Annotated in this window: 14 protein-coding genes and 1 tRNA gene; 4 read left to right on the top strand and 11 right to left on the bottom strand. The window is 60.6% G+C overall.

The window, feature by feature from the left end; genetic code table 11:
* The 4 genes from ACQY6C_RS14260 to ACQY6C_RS14245 form a co-directional block, all read right to left on the bottom strand.
* The coding region (locus tag ACQY6C_RS14260) for a retropepsin-like aspartic protease (RefSeq protein WP_427969870.1) at positions 1–583 on the bottom strand (583 nt) is incomplete at its 3' end.
* Positions 584–905: 322 nt separating this feature from the next.
* The gene (locus ACQY6C_RS14255; protein ID WP_427969868.1) at positions 906–1,442 is read right to left on the bottom strand and encodes a GNAT family N-acetyltransferase; all 537 of its coding nucleotides are present in this window, start codon (positions 1,440–1,442) and stop codon (positions 906–908) included.
* 15 nt (positions 1,443–1,457) lie between these two features.
* The gene (locus ACQY6C_RS14250; RefSeq protein WP_427969866.1) at positions 1,458–2,636 is read right to left on the bottom strand and encodes an aromatic amino acid transaminase; all 1,179 of its coding nucleotides are present in this window, start codon (positions 2,634–2,636) and stop codon (positions 1,458–1,460) included.
* A gap of 91 nt (positions 2,637–2,727) precedes the next feature.
* Entirely contained in the window at positions 2,728–3,564 is an 837-nt protein-coding gene (locus tag ACQY6C_RS14245) for a DUF1134 domain-containing protein (protein ID WP_427969864.1), read from the bottom strand.
* A gap of 226 nt (positions 3,565–3,790) precedes the next feature.
* Here ACQY6C_RS14245 and ACQY6C_RS14240 point away from each other — a divergent pair.
* Positions 3,791–3,880: transfer RNA gene (locus ACQY6C_RS14240), tRNA-Ser, on the top strand.
* Between the two features lie 33 nt (positions 3,881–3,913).
* Here the strand turns inward: ACQY6C_RS14240 and ACQY6C_RS14235 are convergent.
* The 7 genes from ACQY6C_RS14235 to ACQY6C_RS14205 all read right to left on the bottom strand — a co-directional run bounded on the left by ACQY6C_RS14235 (position 3,914) and on the right by ACQY6C_RS14205 (position 11,549).
* Positions 3,914–4,711: a class I mannose-6-phosphate isomerase gene (locus tag ACQY6C_RS14235; protein WP_427969862.1), complete on the bottom strand. Its 798-nt coding sequence runs from the start codon at positions 4,709–4,711 to the stop codon at positions 3,914–3,916.
* Between the two features lie 93 nt (positions 4,712–4,804).
* Complete coding sequence (locus ACQY6C_RS14230) at positions 4,805–6,580, bottom strand: sodium:solute symporter family protein (protein WP_427969860.1); 1,776 nt, start codon at positions 6,578–6,580, stop codon at positions 4,805–4,807.
* Positions 6,581–6,590: 10 nt separating this feature from the next.
* Complete coding sequence (locus ACQY6C_RS14225) at positions 6,591–6,869, bottom strand: DUF4212 domain-containing protein (protein WP_427969858.1); 279 nt, start codon at positions 6,867–6,869, stop codon at positions 6,591–6,593.
* A gap of 100 nt (positions 6,870–6,969) precedes the next feature.
* The gene (locus ACQY6C_RS14220) at positions 6,970–7,536 is read right to left on the bottom strand and encodes a VOC family protein (protein ID WP_427969856.1); all 567 of its coding nucleotides are present in this window, start codon (positions 7,534–7,536) and stop codon (positions 6,970–6,972) included.
* Positions 7,533–8,639, bottom strand: coding sequence for a 4-hydroxyphenylpyruvate dioxygenase (gene hppD, locus ACQY6C_RS14215; RefSeq protein ID WP_427969854.1), 1,107 nt, complete (start codon positions 8,637–8,639; stop codon positions 7,533–7,535). The genes ACQY6C_RS14220 and hppD overlap by 4 nt, the downstream gene beginning before the upstream one ends.
* Before the next feature lie 98 nt (positions 8,640–8,737).
* Positions 8,738–10,270: an acetyl-CoA acetyltransferase gene (locus ACQY6C_RS14210; RefSeq protein WP_427969852.1), complete on the bottom strand. Its 1,533-nt coding sequence runs from the start codon at positions 10,268–10,270 to the stop codon at positions 8,738–8,740.
* A gap of 10 nt (positions 10,271–10,280) precedes the next feature.
* Positions 10,281–11,549: an acetyl-CoA C-acetyltransferase gene (locus ACQY6C_RS14205; RefSeq protein WP_427969850.1), complete on the bottom strand. Its 1,269-nt coding sequence runs from the start codon at positions 11,547–11,549 to the stop codon at positions 10,281–10,283.
* 124 nt (positions 11,550–11,673) lie between these two features.
* On the opposite strand from ACQY6C_RS14205, the gene ACQY6C_RS14200 reads away from it, so the two are divergent.
* The 3 genes from ACQY6C_RS14200 to ACQY6C_RS14190 all read left to right on the top strand — a co-directional run bounded on the left by ACQY6C_RS14200 (position 11,674) and on the right by ACQY6C_RS14190 (position 15,263).
* Complete coding sequence (locus ACQY6C_RS14200) at positions 11,674–12,435, top strand: crotonase/enoyl-CoA hydratase family protein (RefSeq protein WP_427969848.1); 762 nt, start codon at positions 11,674–11,676, stop codon at positions 12,433–12,435.
* Between the two features lie 44 nt (positions 12,436–12,479).
* Positions 12,480–13,643 (top strand): acyl-CoA dehydrogenase family protein, encoded by a 1,164-nt coding sequence (locus tag ACQY6C_RS14195; RefSeq protein ID WP_427969846.1) that lies wholly within the window; start codon positions 12,480–12,482, stop codon positions 13,641–13,643.
* Positions 13,644–13,754: 111 nt separating this feature from the next.
* Positions 13,755–15,263, top strand: a complete 1,509-nt coding sequence (locus ACQY6C_RS14190) for a flavin-containing monooxygenase (protein ID WP_427969844.1) — start codon at positions 13,755–13,757, stop codon at positions 15,261–15,263.
* The last annotated feature ends 152 nt before the right edge of the window (positions 15,264–15,415 follow it).

Below are 15,415 nucleotides of genomic sequence, written 5' to 3'. Positions count from 1 at the left end.
AGCCGAAATCGTGGAGGCGGGCGGAGATTGCAGTCCCGGCGGCATCCCGATCGCCCAGCTCTTCGAGACTTTTCGCGATTTGTAGCCTCTGCGTCTCGGCATCGATGTGCCAGACGCTACCCGGAAATATTTCCGATCCGATCACGCCGCCATCGAAGAAGCATCGGTCTGGATCGGCGGTTTGGAAATCGGCGATCAGGACCGGCACATTCCGGAAGGCAACTCCGCCGATCGTCAGCCGATCGACAATCGCAATGTCGGTCGTGACTTTCCTGCCGTTGGCATCACGCCCGGTGTTCGTACCGATGACTTCGAGACTGAGTTCATCGGCCAGATTGCGCGAGATCAAGCTGGGCGAACCGGTGTCGAACACGAACTGGCGTTCGACACCGTTGAGGCTCGCGTGGATTGCGAGTTTGCCCATGTGCGGAACCAAGACAACGCTCGTGGCATTCTCGTCCCGCTCAACGGCAATCGGCTGTTGCAGGGCAGCAGCGGCCTCGGGTGTCATTTGCGCATATGCTTGCCCGGCGATGGCGATAGGCGACAGGGAAAACAGGAATGCAGCAACCCGCAATTTCATCGAATGGTCTCCGGCTTTGGTGGCGGCTCAGCGTTCACCTGCAATGGCCAGCCTGAATTTGGCCTTAGCTCCAATGATTTCTGCCCAAGGCCGCGAATGGGTCGATCAATGATGTTCGGATCGGCCGCATTCCGGGGCATTTCCTACTGGGTGCCGACGGGTTATTTGCGGTGAAGCTCTTTCCAACTGTCCACCTTGTCGCCTCAGGCCCGCTGATCGGTTAAAATCGCACAGATTGCCGCCAAAGGTTTTCGTCCTTTGGACCGTGTTCCATGTGTTCCATCCTGTTGGATTTGCCGGGCCGGTCCCCGGCTCGAACGGCTCAGCTCAGTGGCCCCTTGGCAAAATCCTCGCGCGTGATCTCGAACACCACATGGCGCAAAACCTGCCCACCATGCTCGACTTCCTGAGTAAGATCAGTGAGTCGTCCACCGATCTTCTCCATCGCCTTGCGGCTGCGCCAATTGCTTGCGCCCACGCGAAACAACACGCGCGGCACGCTTTCCAGCGCGTGGCGCAGCATCAGCCGCTTCATCTCCGCATTGAAGCCGCTGCCCCAATGCTCGCGGGCAATGAAGGTCCAGCCGATTTCGATTGCGTTGCCATCGAACGAAGTCGGGCGGTATTGCGAGCTGCCCGCTATTCGGCCGCTGGGCCGGTCGATTGCCACCAGAGCGCCCTCATGGCTTAGCGCTTCGTTGAAGAAGGGAGTGAAGACTTCCGGCTTCCAGCGGGTCTTGACCGGATGCTGTTCCCACAGCTGCTCGTCGCCGGCGATCCGGGCCAAATCCGCACGGTCCTCCTCGCGCAGCGGCCGCAGTTCGACCAGCTCGCTTGCAAGCGTGGGCTGGCGGTTCACCGCATCTCTGCCCTGTCAGCCAGTCACCGCCGCAACGGCGTCGATGAACTTGCGGATATTGCCCATGTGCAGCCCGGCAATGTTGATGCGGCCCGATCCGGCCATGTAGATTGCGTGATCTTCGCGCAATTGCTTGACCTGTTCGGGCGTCACCGGGAGCATGCCGAAGAGGCCGTTCTGGATCCCCAGCGGCCTCAGATCGACGCTTCCTGCCATTCCGGCATCGGCCAGGACGCCACGGACCTTACGCATACGCTCACGCATCTGGGTTAGCTCGTCGAGCCAGTTCTCAACCAGCGAGGGATCGCGCAGGATCAGCCGCACCGCCGCGCCGCCGTGATCGGGCGGCATCGACCATGCTGCACGCGCCAGCGCATTGGCGTTGCTGAACACGGTATCGAGGCCATCGGGCGTTTCGGTCATGGCGTAGAATGCGCCCACGCGGTCACGATAGAGGCCGAAGTTCTTGTCGCAGCTATAGGCGACGAATGCTTCCGGCACCGCGCCGAGCACGCGGCGCAGGCCATAAGCGTCTTCTTCCATGCCCTGGCCCAGCCCCTGATAGGCAGCGTCGATGATCGGGAAGATGCCCTTTGCCGCGATCGCCTCTGCAATCGTGTCCCATTCCTCATCGGTATAGTCGATACCGGTGGGGTTGTGGCAGCAAGCGTGGAGCAGCACGGAATCGTTCGGCCCGGCACTCTCGATCGCCGCGAGCAGCGCCTCGACATTGGCGGTCCCATCCGGGCATGCATGTTTGAACGGCACGACTTCCAGCGCGATGTCCGCCAGGATCTGGCCGTGGTTGGGCCAGCTCGGCGTGCCCATGTGGAGCCGCTCGACGCCCGCCTTCTGGGCAAGTGCGACCGCGAGCCGAACCGCACCCGTGCCGCCAGGGGTCTGCATACCCTGGATCCGGCCGCCCATGGTCGGGTCGTCCTTGCCGAAGATATAGGGCTTGAGCGCGTTGACGAAGCCCATATCGCCCTCAGGACCGAGGTAGGCCTTGGTCTCCTGCTCTTCGACAAGCTTGCGCTCGGCGGCCTTGATCGCGCCGAAGACGGGCGTATCGCCCTGCCCCGTGCGATAGACACCGACGCCAAGGTCGATCTTGTCGGGCCGTTCGTCGGCGCCATAGAGTTTGATCAGCGCAAGCAGCGCATCGGGCGATTGGGGAGCGAGTCGTTCAAGCATGGCGGCGTCCCCATGCATCCAGAGAAGAAAGGCCGCAACAGGCTTTTGCCTTGTCACGGCCAAAGAATGCGTACCCGAGGGGTCTGCAACCCTAGAACGGCAGCCAGCGCTGCTTCTTGGAGAACTTCATATAGCCCGCGTTCACACCCAGGCGCAGGCCGGCGCCCATGCGGATCGGGATCAGCACCACATCGCCCTTGCGCAAATAGCTGGCGGTCAGCCCGCCCACGACATAGGCTTGCCCTTCCCCGGCGGGATAGCGCTCGTACAGTTCTTCGCTGTCATACAGATTATAGACGAGCACGAAGGTGTTGGCCGCATTGGCGCCCACGTCGAATCCGATCGAGGGGCCGGTCCAATAGACCTTGCGCTCGCCTTCGACTTTGTGATGCAGCGTGCCCGATCCATAACGCACGCCGACGGCAAAGGCCCCGCCGGCTTCGCGGCCCACGATATAGGCATTGGGCTCGCCCTGTTTGGCCAGCATCTTCTCGATCATCCGCGCAAGCCCTTCGGCGCCCTTGCCAAACACGCCCTCGGCAGCACCGATCAGATCGTCTTCGCCATAGGTGTCGCTCGTAGCATTCGCAGCCAGCGCTCCTGTCGCGGGCTGGGCTTCGGCATTCTGCGCCTCTTCGGTTCCCGTCACCTGTTCCTCTGACCAGTCGGCCACGGATTCTGTAGCAGGCGGCTGCGAGCTGTAGGTCACGACGTCATCGGATGCGGGATCGGCTGACAGCTCCTCGCTGGGCGAAGCCTGCGCTTGCGCTTCCTGCGGTGCTTCCAGATCGCCATCGATCACGTCGCCATAGGCCGCATCGGGATCGATCGTTTCCACTTCCTGCGCAGCGAGCGGCATGGCTGCGAAGGAGAGCATTCCCGCCAGTGCCAGCACGGCCGATCTTGCGAAACCCGAATATGCGGTCATTTTCCCGTCCTTCCGGCCCATTGCGGACCTCTGCAGCCAAAGAAGAATCCTTTGCTGGGGGAACCACAATTGCGCGTCGGTGAACCGAATCGAAAATGCGGCGAGTCGAGTCTTGAGCGAGGTGGATCGGTTCGTCCGGCGGCATAGGCGCTTTTTTCTCAGAACGGGTTGCCGCGTTAACTCCGCATCATTATAGCGCGCCTCTCGCAGCCATGATGCGTCGTGCGGAGACGTGGGTGAGTGGCTGAAACCAGTTCCCTGCTAAGGAACCATACCCTATCGGGTATCGAGGGTTCGAATCCCTCCGTCTCCGCCACCGACTTTCGACAGAGACCGACCGCGCTGGCGTTCAGCTTTCCTGGGCAATCAGCAGCATGCTGTCTCCCGAAACTGAGCCGCCCCCTGCCAGTGAGCCATATCCGACCGAGCCTGGTTCGAGTTCGCCTGCAGCTGTTGCAAGCGCGCCCTTGACCGGAACGATGTAGCAGGGCCGCTCTCCAAGGCTTTCGAGATCCGTCGGGCCCTGTGCCTGCAAGATGCGAAAATGCGGCCCATCGAACAGCAGATGCAGTCCGGGTTCTTGCGAAAGATGCCCTTGTGCCCCGTCATAAACGCTCGGGTTTGAGACCGCGATCCCGTCGTCCAGATGCAGCTCGCGCGGGCGGCCATAGTCATAGAGGCGATAGGTGACGTCGGCATTCTGCTGGATTTCAACCAGTCGCACACCCGCCCCGATCGCATGGACCGTACCCGGCGCGATATGGAACCAGTCACCGGGCTTCACCGGTTTCCAGTCGAGAAGATCCTCGATCTCGCCCGAAAGCGAGGCGGCGCGCAATTCCTCATGTGACAGGCTCTTCGTCAGCCCGATGCCAAGCCGCGCGTCGCCCTGAGTCTCAGTGACGATCCAGCATTCTTCCTTGCCGGAAGCAAGACCGCGGGCACGCGCCTGCTCGTCATTGGGATGCACCTGAACCGAGAGCTTTTCCGAGGTGAACAACCATTTGCACAGCAGCGGAAGAGGTGCATCGGCCCGGTCGAACCAGACCTCGCCCAGCTTGCCCTCAGGCGCGCCGAAAGCAGCGGGAACATCGCTCTGCCCCCACGGCTTTTCGACGAAATGGCGTGGAAGAATCTCCAATGACACTCAGTGAACCTCAGTTGATCAACAAACGGCCGACTCGCGAGGAGGTGGTATCGGGGGCACCGGGCGATCGCAATCCTGCCTTGAGCATATCATCTAGTGATGCGTCGCTCCGCCCGCGCCGCGCGGCACGCGGATACTCTCGACCAGCGCATCGATCTCCGCAGGCGGTCGGGCAGTGAGCCGCGCCACTGCGATCGCCACCGCGAAATTGATAAGCATGCCGATCACTCCGATCCCTTCGGGCGAAATCCCAAACAGCCAGTTCTCGGGCGTGTTGGCATCCGGCGCCCATAGTTTGAACCAGGCGATATAGAGGAAGGTGAAACCGAGTCCCGAGATCATGCCGGCGATCGCGCCTTCGCGGTTCATCCTCTTGGTGAAGATGCCCATGAAGATCGCCGGAAAGAGCGAGGCTGCGGCGAGGCCGAACGCGAAAGCTACCACCTGTGCCACCCAGCCGGGCGGATAGATGCCCAGGATGCCTGCGACCACAATAGCGGCGCTGGCGGCGAGTCGTGCAGCAAGCAGCTCACCCTTCTCGGTAATGTCCGGTTTGAAGGTGTGGCGGAGCAAGTCGTGGCTTACCGCGGTCGAGATCACCAATAGCAAGCCCGCAGCGGTCGATAGAGCCGCGGCCAACCCGCCCGCCGCCACCAATGCGATGACCCAGCCGGGCAAAGCCGCGATTTCGGGATTGGCGAGCACCATTATGTCGCGATCGAGATAGACCTCGTTCGCATTGTCGGTCGCGGCATTGTCCAGCAGCCGCTCACCCGACTTGCCCTCGCCTTCAGGCGTATATTCGGGCGCGCCGACGAAGGGATCGCCCGGCCCATATTGCATTCGCCCGTCGCCATTCTTGTCGCGAAAGGCGATCAGTCCATTGGCTTCCCAGTTCTTGAACCAGGCCGGCGCCTCCGCATAGGCGGTGCCGCTCACGCTTTCGGTGAAATTGATTCGCGCGAAAGCAGCCACCGCAGGTGCAGTCGTGTAGAGCATGGCGATGAAGACCAGCGCCCAGCCAGCCGATTTGCGTGCATCCGACGCCTTGGGCACGGTGAAGAAACGCACGATGACATGCGGCAGGCCCGCTGTGCCGATCATCAGCGCGGCGGTAATGCAGAACACGTCTATCATCGACTTGCTGCCGTCAGTGTAGGCAGGAAAGCCCATGTCGACGAGCGAGCGGTCAAGCTTCGCCAGGACATGCAGGCCCGACCCATCGGAGACCACGGATCCCAGCCCCAACTGCGGCACGGGATTGCCGGTGATCAGCATCGAAATGAAGATTGCCGGGACGAGATAGGCGAACATCAACACGCAATATTGCGCCACCTGGGTATAGGTGATGCCCTTCATCCCGCCCATCACGGAATAGATGAACACGATACCCATGCCGATCAGCACGCCCACCGTAACGTCGACTTCCAGAAAGCGGCTGAAGACGATCCCCACGCCGCGCATCTGCCCTGCAATATAGGTGAAGCTGATGAAGATGAGGCAGATCACCGCTACCGTGCGAGCGAGTTTTGAATAGTAGCGTGTGCCAATGAAGTCCGGCACGGTGAACTGGCCGAATTTGCGCAGATAGGGCGCCAGCAACAGCGCCAGCATCACATATCCGCCGGTCCAGCCCATCAGATAGACAGAGCCGTCATAGCCGAGGAATGCGATCAGCCCTGCCATGGAGATGAAACTTGCGGCGCTCATCCAGTCGGCAGCGGTAGCCATACCGTTGACCACCGGGTTCACATGGCCGCCAGCAACGTAGAATTCATCGGTCGAGCGGGCGCGGCTCCAGATCGCGATACCGATATAGAGCGCAAAGCTCATGCCGACGAAGAGGTAGATCAGTGTTTGCGTTTCCATCGTCCCGCCCTCAATCGTCATCCACGCCGTGTTCGCGATCGATGCGGTGCATCTTCCATGTGTAGAAGAATATCAGCGCGATGAAGACGTAGATCGAACCCTGCTGGGCAAACCAGAAGCCAAGCGGGAAACCCCCGATTGTGAACTGGTCGAGGAACGGGCGGAACAGGATTCCCGCGCCGAAGCTGGCCAGGAACCAGATCGACATCAATATGCCAAGAAGCCGCAGATTGGCGTGCCAATATCCGCGCGCATTCACTTCGTCAGGATTCTCGCCTTGCTGGTCCATGCCTGCATCTCCCCAAAATCTATTGTCAGAGTTAATGGAGCGAGGCTGCGGGACAATGCAATCCCGGAATCATTATATCTTGGGAAAAACCTGCCAGCTCTCAGCCTTCGTGGCCGTGTTCCTTGCGGGCGATCTCGTGCAGCCAGGCTGCGTGCTGGGGCGCACGTTTGGTCTGGCTCCATTCCTCCAGCATCAGGGGAGCGACGCGCTTCAGCTCGGCATATTGCTCGTCCGTGCCGATATCGGCGGCCAGTTCGATCCGGTGACCATTGGGATCGAAGAAATAGATCGACTTGAAAATGCCGTGATGCGTCGGGCCGAGCACGTCCACACCCTGCGCCTCGATATGCGCCTTGGCGGCCAGCAATTCCTCTTCCGATGCGACCCGAAAGGCCAGATGCTGGACCCATGCCGGCGTCTTCTCGTCTCGGCCCATTTCCGGCTGATTGGGCAATTCGAAGAAAGCCAGTACATTGCCGTTCCCCGCGTCGAGGAAGACATGCATGTAGGGATCGTACTCGCCAGTAGAAGGCACGTGGTCCTCGGCAAAGGCAGTGGTGTAATCCATGCCGAGCACGCGGCCGTACCACTCTACCGTCTCCTTCGCGTCCTTGCAGCGATAGGCGGTGTGGTGGATGCCGGCGAGTTTGACTGGGCTGTCGCTCATTCGGCGGGTTCCTTCGCATCGACGTCCAGCACGCCGCGCCTGATCTGGTCACGCTCCATGCTTTCGAACAGCGCCTTGAAATTGCCTTCGCCGAAGCCGTCGTCACCCTTGCGCTGGATGAACTCGAAGAACACCGGGCCGACCTGCGCCTCGGCAAAGATCTGCAGCAGCAGCCGCGGCTTGCCGCCTTCGGTCGTGCCATCAAGCAGGATGCCGCGCATCTGTAGCTCACGGACATCTTCACCGTGGCCGGGCAGGCGCTCGTCGAGCATTTCGTAATAGGTCGCGGGCGGCGCGGTCATGAAGGGCACGCCGAGCTTTTTCAGATTGTCCCAGCACGTCAGCAGATCATCACAGATCAGCGCGATGTGCTGGATACCCTCGCCGTTGAACTGGCGCAGGAACTCCTCGATCTGGCCCTTGCCACCTTCACCCTCTTCATTGAGCGGGATGCGGATTTTGCCATCGGGCGCAGTCAGGGCCTTTGAGGTGAGGCCGGTATATTCGCCTTTGATGTCGAAGAAGCGGATTTCCTGGAAGTTGAACAGGCTCTCGTAATAGTCCGCCCAATATTTCATCCGCCCGCCATAGACGTTGTGCGTCAGGTGATCGATCATCGTGAAGCCAGCACCTTCGGGATGCTTCTCAATGCCCGGGAGATATTCGAAGTCGATGTCATAGATGGACAGGTCTTCTCCCTGCTCATTCTCATAACGGTCGACCAGATAGAGGATTGCGCCGCCGATTCCGCGAATGGCGGGGATACGCAGCTCCATCGGGCCAGTTTCGACCGGCACGGGCTCTGCGCCTTGCGCCATCAGATGGTCCCAGGCCTTGTGCGCATCACGCACGCGGAACGCCATGCCGCAGGCCGAGGGGCCGTGCTCGCGTGCGAAATACCAGGCCGCGCTGCGTGGTTCGTAATTCGCGATCAGATTGATCCCGCCCTGACGCCATAGGTGTGCGTCTTTCGAGCGGTGAGTGGCGACATGCGCGAATCCCATCGCTTCGAAGACAGGCTCCAGCACGCCCTTTTCAGGCGCACAGAACTCAACGAATTCAAAGCCATCGAGGCCGGCGGGGTTTTCGAACAGATCGGGCATCGGAATCCTTGGTCGCAGAATCGATATAGTTTCGTTTGTAACTATTTACGCCCATTGCGACATTTTGTCAAAAGCCAAGATCCCGCTGTGATGACGCCTCAGATTGAGGCAAGGCGGCCGATATTGCGCCTATGTTCGTCCTGAGTGATGGCGAGCTTCGCGCCGAAAGGATCGCCGCTCTCGAACAGCGCGCGCGTCGGCTCATCCGACATGTCCGCATTTCCGCACACGCGCTCACCGGCTGCATTGCGCCCGATGAAGATCGCGTCGCTGCGGTCGCGCCCGTGATTGATCGTATAGCTTTCGACCGTAGCCCGCCCCATGGACTGGCTGGCGTAAGGGATACCCTCTTCGCCGGTCTCGGGTTCGTTGAACGGCGGACTCGCGCTCCAGTCGGCCGGTTCGGTCGAATAGATGCCGGTCGCATACTTGCCCATGACCCCGCCATTGGCCCCGACCAGCGCGTAGGCCCCGCGATCCGCGCGGCATCTCCCGACGGCCTCTGCAATGGCATGGGTTGAGTAATTGTTTCCCGCCCCCCCGAAGAAGGGCAGCCCGCCGGTCAGCGTCAACCCGCGCCGATCGTCCTGCGATATGCTGAAATGGTCGATCACATTGAACACCGGGATCGCGAAACAGGAATAGAAATCGAGATAGGCCATCTCGTTCATCTCCCTGCCCACCAGGTTCAGAGCGCATTCCAGCGAGAGGATTGCAGCCGGACTGCGCGACAGATCCGGGCGTGCCAGCACGGGCAATTCCTCCACGCTCGTCACGGCGTGAATATAGACCCATTTCTCTTCCGGGACGCCCAGTTCCCGAGCCTTGGCAGCTGAGGCAATGATCACGGCTGCAGCCTGGTTCACCTGATCGCGAGATACGGTCATTCGCGTATAGGGTTCAGCGACGATCCGGTTGCGTGCGGTCACAGCCGCCAGTTCATCGGCGCTTCGCTCGACTGGCGAGGCGGAATGCGGATTGTTAGCCGCAATCCGGGTGAAAGGCGCAAACAGTTCGCCGATATGGTGCCGATATTCATCCAGCGACAGGCCCAGACGCCTGCGGCGTGCGTTCTCCAATATGGCATATCCGGCAATCGGCCTGCCAGCACCGTGAGCAAGCAACTCCCGCTCGATGATCTGTTCAAGCCCGTATCCGCGGTCTTCGATTTCGCCATTAACATGCTCGGACCAATCGCGCTTTTCGCCCTTCTCCAGCAAATTGCGGACGGTCGAAACCGCCTCCGATCCGGCGATTGCGGCGACTTCGCTTCTTCCGCTGGCAATCTCCGCCGCCAATTCCCCGACCAGGCGCTGGTTGCCATTGCCGCCGGTCTTTTCGAGGATTGCCCGCTTGGGATTGGCGCCCACGCGCTGCGCGATTGACCTCGGCGGATTGTCGGTACGGCCAAAAGGCGAAGGCGAATCCGGCCGCGAAATCTCGAACTGGCGGATCGCTGCCAGAGTATCGATCGACCCAGCGACATCGCCCGCTGCCCCGGCATCCTTGATCGCTGCCTGAAGTGCGCGCCCGGCGAGGTCCATGTAGGACAGCGCTTCATAGCCCGGCTCGCCAACACGTTCCGAATACTGCCCCACTCCAATGATGACGGGTGTGTTGCCGGGGATCATCTGCCGAAACTCAGTCGACGAAATCGTCGATCCGCTCAATGATGATCGCCGGTGCCATGCCGCCCGCTGCGCACATGGTGACAAGGCCGTAGCGCCCGCCGCGCCGCTCCAGCTCGTCCAGCACCGTTCCGATCAGGATCGATCCGGTCGCACCAATCGGGTGGCCCAGCGCAATCGAGCCGCCGTTGACGTTGACCTTGTCCCAACTGAGCCCAAGGTCGCGCACGAATTTGGCGGCAACCACGGCAAAGGCCTCGTTGATCTCGTAAAGGTCGATGTCATCCTTCGTCAGCCCCGCCTTCTCCAGCACCTTCCTGGCCGCCGGAACAGGCGCATTGAGCATCAGCGTTGGATCATCGCCCATATTGGCAGTGGCGACGATCCGTGCGCGCGGCTTGAGCCCGTGTTTCTGCGCATAATCCTTGCTCGTAACCAGCACCGCGGCGGCGCCATCGACCACGCCCGAACTGTTGCCGGCATGATGGAAATTCCTGATCTCAAGGTCGGGATACTTCTGGTTCAGCAGGCCCCGGAAGGTCGTGCCCTTCTCGTCAAGCGGAACGTCCGCGATCCTGGTGAAAGCAGGCTCGAGTTGTGCCAGCCCTTCCCTGGTTGTCTGAGGGCGCGGATATTCGTCATGGTCGAGCAGGACATTGCCGTCATCGTCGACCACCGGCACGATCGATTTGGCAAAACGGCCCTCGGCAATCGCTTGGGCGGCGCGCTGCTGGCTACGATAGCCGACTTCGTCCAATTCTTCGCGCGTGATCCCTTCCATGCTGGCGATGGCATCGCCGCAAATGCCCTGGTGGCTTTGCGGATGGACCCGTTGCAGGCGTTGGTTATAGCTGCCCATCATTGGTGGCTTGAGGCCGGCCTGCATCTTGTCCTTCGTCATCGCCGCGGTCAGGCTCATCATCTCCGTACCGCCAGCCACGATGCAGTCCTCCATCCCGCTCATCACTTGCGCGGCCGCGAGATTCACTGTGGTGATCCCACCGCCGCAGAACCGGTCGAGCGTGGTCCCGCTGGAGGTAACATCATAGCCCGCATCGAGTGCAGCCATGCGGCCCAAGTCACCGCCCTGGAGACCCTCCTGCGTCGAAACCGACCAGATCACGTCATCGACGGTCGAGGTATCGAGGTGGTTGCGTTCGGCAATCGCCCTGAGCACCGTCGCCGCGAGGTGCTGCGGATGTTCGGTCGCCAATGCTCCCTTGCCTTGCTTGCCGATACCGCGGGGCGTCCGCACTGCATCGATGATATAGGCTTCGGCCATGGAACTGGATCCTTCCCGGAGTTGCTAGTGTGTCGTGGACATGCTGTTCGACCTAGTTATATAAGTTGGAACCCGGCGGCAACTGGTGGCCAACTCGATCCGGGCCAATATGAGAGAGGAACGCATGAGCGAAGAACTGCTGACCGAAGTGCGCGATGGCATCCTGATCATCACCATCAATCGACCGGAAGCGAAGAATGCGATGAACAAGGCTGCAGCCGAAGGAATCGCGGAGGCGCTCGACCGGCTTGACAGCGACGACAATCTGGGGGTCGGCATTATCACCGGCGCGGGCGGCACCTTCTGTTCGGGCATGGACCTCAAAGGGTTCCTGCGCGGCGAAAGCCCGATCGTGGAAGGGCGCGGCTTCGGCGGGTTGACGGAGAAGGGGCCAGTGAAACCGTTGATCGCCGCAGTCGAAGGCTATGCGCTAGCGGGCGGAATGGAACTGATGATCTCCTGCGACCTGATTGTTGCCCACAGGGATTCGAAATTCGGCATCCCGGAGGCCAAGCGTGGGCTGGCGGCAGCGGCTGGCGGGCTGATGAAGCTGCCCGACATGATACCGCCCAAGATCGCCATGGAGCTGGCGCTGACGGGCGAATTTATCGGCACCGAGCGGGCCTATGAGCTTGGCCTCATCAACCGGGTCACCGATGGCCCTGCACTCGATGCAGCGATCGAGCTGGCCAATGCGATCACGGCCAACGGCCCTGTCGCCGTGCGCGTGTCCAAGCAGATCGTGGTCGAATCGCGCGGCTGGAGCCCGGACGAACGCTGGGCCAAACAGGCTGCACTGCTGCCTCAGGTCTTTATGAGCGAGGACGCGCGCGAAGGTTCGCTCGCCTTCGCGGAGAAGCGCAAACCCAATTGGAAGGGTAAATAACTGCCGGTCGTGCGGGACACAAACGCACCAAAGAGGACACAGACATGCCCGTAATCGACATACCTGAGCCCGAGTTCATGAAGGACGAGGAGATCGCAATCTACAAGGATGCGGTCGGCAAGTTCTACGAACAGCACGCCCCGCAAAGCCGGGTCGAGAAATGGCGCGAGAATGGCCAGGTCGATCGCGAGTTCTGGCTGGAGGCGGGCGCGGCAGGATTGCTCGGCATGACTGTGCCCGAAGAATATGGCGGCCATGGCGGCGATTTCCGGCACGACCTTGTGGTGCTCGAACAGCAGGCGGAAAAGGGCGTCGATGGTTTTGCTGCTTCGCTGCACAACGTCATTATCCTGCCTTACGTCGTGCGCCACGGCACAGAGGAGCAGAAGAAGAAATGGCTGCCCAAGCTGGTTTCGGGCGAGCTGATCTCGGCCATCGCCATGACCGAACCGGGCGTGGGCTCCGACCTGCAAAGCGTAGCCACCACGGCGATCAAGGATGGCAATGGCTACCGGCTCAATGGCTCGAAGACCTTCATTTCATCCGGACAGCTCGCCAATTTCATCATCGTCGTCGCCAAGACCGATCCGAACGAAAGGGCCAAGGGCATATCGCTGATGTGCCTCGAGACCGAAGGCGCAGAGGGATTCCGCCGCGGCAAGAAGCTCGACAAGATCGGCCAGGATGCGGCCGACACGTCCGAGCTTTTCTTCGATGATGTGTTCGTTCCGGCCGAGAACGTGCTGGGCGGTGAGGAAGGCCGGGGCTTCTACCAGCTGATGGGCGAGCTTCCGCAGGAACGGCTGGTGATCGCAGTCGGCGCAATGAAGACGATCGAACAGGCGCTCGATTCCACCGTCGAATATGTCAAGCAGCGCAAGGCCTTCGGCAAGACCATCTGGGACTTCCAGAACACGCAATTCGTGCTGGCCGATCTCAAGGCGCGCGGCACGGCGGCCAAGGTTTTCGTCAATGATTGCATCGCCAGGCTGCTCAAGGGCGAGCTCGATGTCACCACGGCTTCGATGGCCAAATACTGGCTCACCGAGCTTCAGGGCGAAGTGGTCGACAAGTGCCTGCAGCTTCACGGCGGCTGGGGCTATATCAACGAATATCCGATCGCGAAGATGTTTCGCGACAGCCGCGTGACCCGTATCTTCGGCGGATCGAACGAAATCATGAAGATGCTGATCGCGCGGTCCATGTAGCGGATGGCGAGCCGCGTCCCGGTCCTTGTGCGGGATAAGTTGCAATTCGCAATCGGGACTCGCAATTCACGCCCCGCTATGCTTACATCCGTGTAAGCAAGGGAGAGAGCCATGCTCGCAACGCCACCTGATTTTGACGTGCTGATCGTCGGCGCCGGACTGTCCGGCATCGGCATGGGGGCGCATATGAAGATGAAGGCCCCCGGCCACAGCTTCTGCATTGTCGAACGGCGCGAGCAGATTGGCGGAACGTGGGACCTGTTCCGCTATCCGGGCATCCGTTCTGACAGCGACATGCATACGCTGGGCTTCGACTTCGAGCCGTGGAAGCACGAGAAATCCATCGCTGACGCTCCCGCAATTCTGGACTATCTCAACCGTATTGCGGACGAGCGCGACATCAGGCGGCACATCCGCTTCGGGCACAAGGTTATCTCCGCCGATTTCCGCCCGGACGAAGCGCGCTGGCATGTCACGGTCGAGGCGGAAGACGGCGAGCGCAAGCGGATCACCGCCAATTTTCTCTATCTCGGCTCGGGCTATTACGATTACGACGATCCCTATGACGCCGGCTTCGACTTCAGCGAGTTCGAAGGCACAGTGGTCCATCCGCAGTTCTGGCCCGAAGACCTGGATTACGCCGACAAGAAAGTGGTGGTTGTCGGATCGGGCGCGACCGCGGTTACGCTCGTCCCGGCCATGGCTGAAAAGGCCGCGCATGTGACAATGCTCCAGCGCACGCCGACCTGGATGTTCTCACGTCCTGCGAAGGACGCCATTGCCAATTTCCTGCGCAAGATCCTGCCTGGCGAACTCGCCTATCGGATCACGCGGTTCAAGAATATCAAGATGCAGAGCTTCAGCTTCAAACAGGCGCGCAACAAGCCCGAGAAGGTGAAGCAATACCTGCACAAGCGGATCGAGAAGGTACTCGGCAAGAATTACGACAAGGCTTCGTTCACTCCGCCCTACAATCCGTGGGACCAGCGGCTTTGCCTTGTGCCCGACGACGATTTGTTCGAAGCGATGAACACAGGCAAGGCATCGGTCCACACCGGCCACATTGCAAAGTTCGAGAAGAACGGCGTTCGATTGAAGTCGGGCGAATTGCTGGAGGCGGACATCATCGTCACTGCCACCGGGCTGCGTCTGGCGATTGCAGGCAAGATCGCCATCAGCCTTGCGGGTGAGCCGGTCGACTTCAGCCAGCGCTATTATTACAAGGGCTGCATGTTCTCGAACCTGCCCAACCTCGCGGTGGTGTTCGGTTATCTCAATGCGAGCTGGACCTTGCGTGCGGATATCAATTCGGACTTCATCTGCCGCGTGCTCAATCACATGAAGGAAACTGGCAGCGACCTCGCCACGCCGCTCCTCACCCCGGAAACCGAAGCGGCAATCGAAGAGGACAATATCTTCGACTTCTCCTCCGGCTATATCCAGCGCGCGCTCGATATCATGCCCAAGAGCGCAAAGGCTTATCCCTGGCGGCTCAATCAGGACTATGTTTTCGACCGCAAGATGATGAAGGACGGGCCGATTGAAGACGGTTTGCTCACCTTCACGAGCTCCAGTGCCGGCAACGCGCATATACCCGAGGAACTCGAAGCTGCGGAGTAGCGCGCGCCGATTCAATCGCCTAAACCCGATGGCATGAGCGCATCGGAAGAAATTAGGCCGGAAAAGATATGGACTGCGGGCCTCGTCGTGATCGGCGACGAGATTCTCTCTGGTCGCACGCATGACAAGAACATCGCACAGGTCGCGAGCTG

This window comes from Altererythrobacter sp. (genome assembly GCF_050299635.1).
In the GTDB taxonomy this organism is placed as follows: Bacteria; Pseudomonadota; Alphaproteobacteria; order Sphingomonadales; family Sphingomonadaceae; genus Erythrobacter.
Note: the sequence above shows the minus strand (reverse complement) of the source record. Positions and strands in the feature narration are given on the sequence as shown.

Coding starts and splice junctions, on each gene's coding strand:
- ACQY6C_RS14250 (WP_427969866.1), bottom strand. CDS start 2,636: ATGCTTGAACGACTCGCTCCCCAATCGCCCGATGCGCTGCTTGCGCTG.
- ACQY6C_RS14245 (WP_427969864.1), bottom strand. CDS start 3,564: ATGACCGCATATTCGGGTTTCGCAAGATCGGCCGTGCTGGCACTGGCG.
- ACQY6C_RS14230 (WP_427969860.1), bottom strand. CDS start 6,580: ATGGAAACGCAAACACTGATCTACCTCTTCGTCGGCATGAGCTTTGCG.
- ACQY6C_RS14225 (WP_427969858.1), bottom strand. CDS start 6,869: ATGGACCAGCAAGGCGAGAATCCTGACGAAGTGAATGCGCGCGGATAT.
- ACQY6C_RS14220 (WP_427969856.1), bottom strand. CDS start 7,536: ATGAGCGACAGCCCAGTCAAACTCGCCGGCATCCACCACACCGCCTAT.
- hppD (WP_427969854.1), bottom strand. CDS start 8,639: ATGCCCGATCTGTTCGAAAACCCCGCCGGCCTCGATGGCTTTGAATTC.
- ACQY6C_RS14210 (WP_427969852.1), bottom strand. CDS start 10,270: ATGATCCCCGGCAACACACCCGTCATCATTGGAGTGGGGCAGTATTCG.
- ACQY6C_RS14205 (WP_427969850.1), bottom strand. CDS start 11,549: ATGGCCGAAGCCTATATCATCGATGCAGTGCGGACGCCCCGCGGTATC.
- ACQY6C_RS14200 (WP_427969848.1), top strand. CDS start 11,674: ATGAGCGAAGAACTGCTGACCGAAGTGCGCGATGGCATCCTGATCATC.
- ACQY6C_RS14195 (WP_427969846.1), top strand. CDS start 12,480: ATGCCCGTAATCGACATACCTGAGCCCGAGTTCATGAAGGACGAGGAG.
- ACQY6C_RS14190 (WP_427969844.1), top strand. CDS start 13,755: ATGCTCGCAACGCCACCTGATTTTGACGTGCTGATCGTCGGCGCCGGA.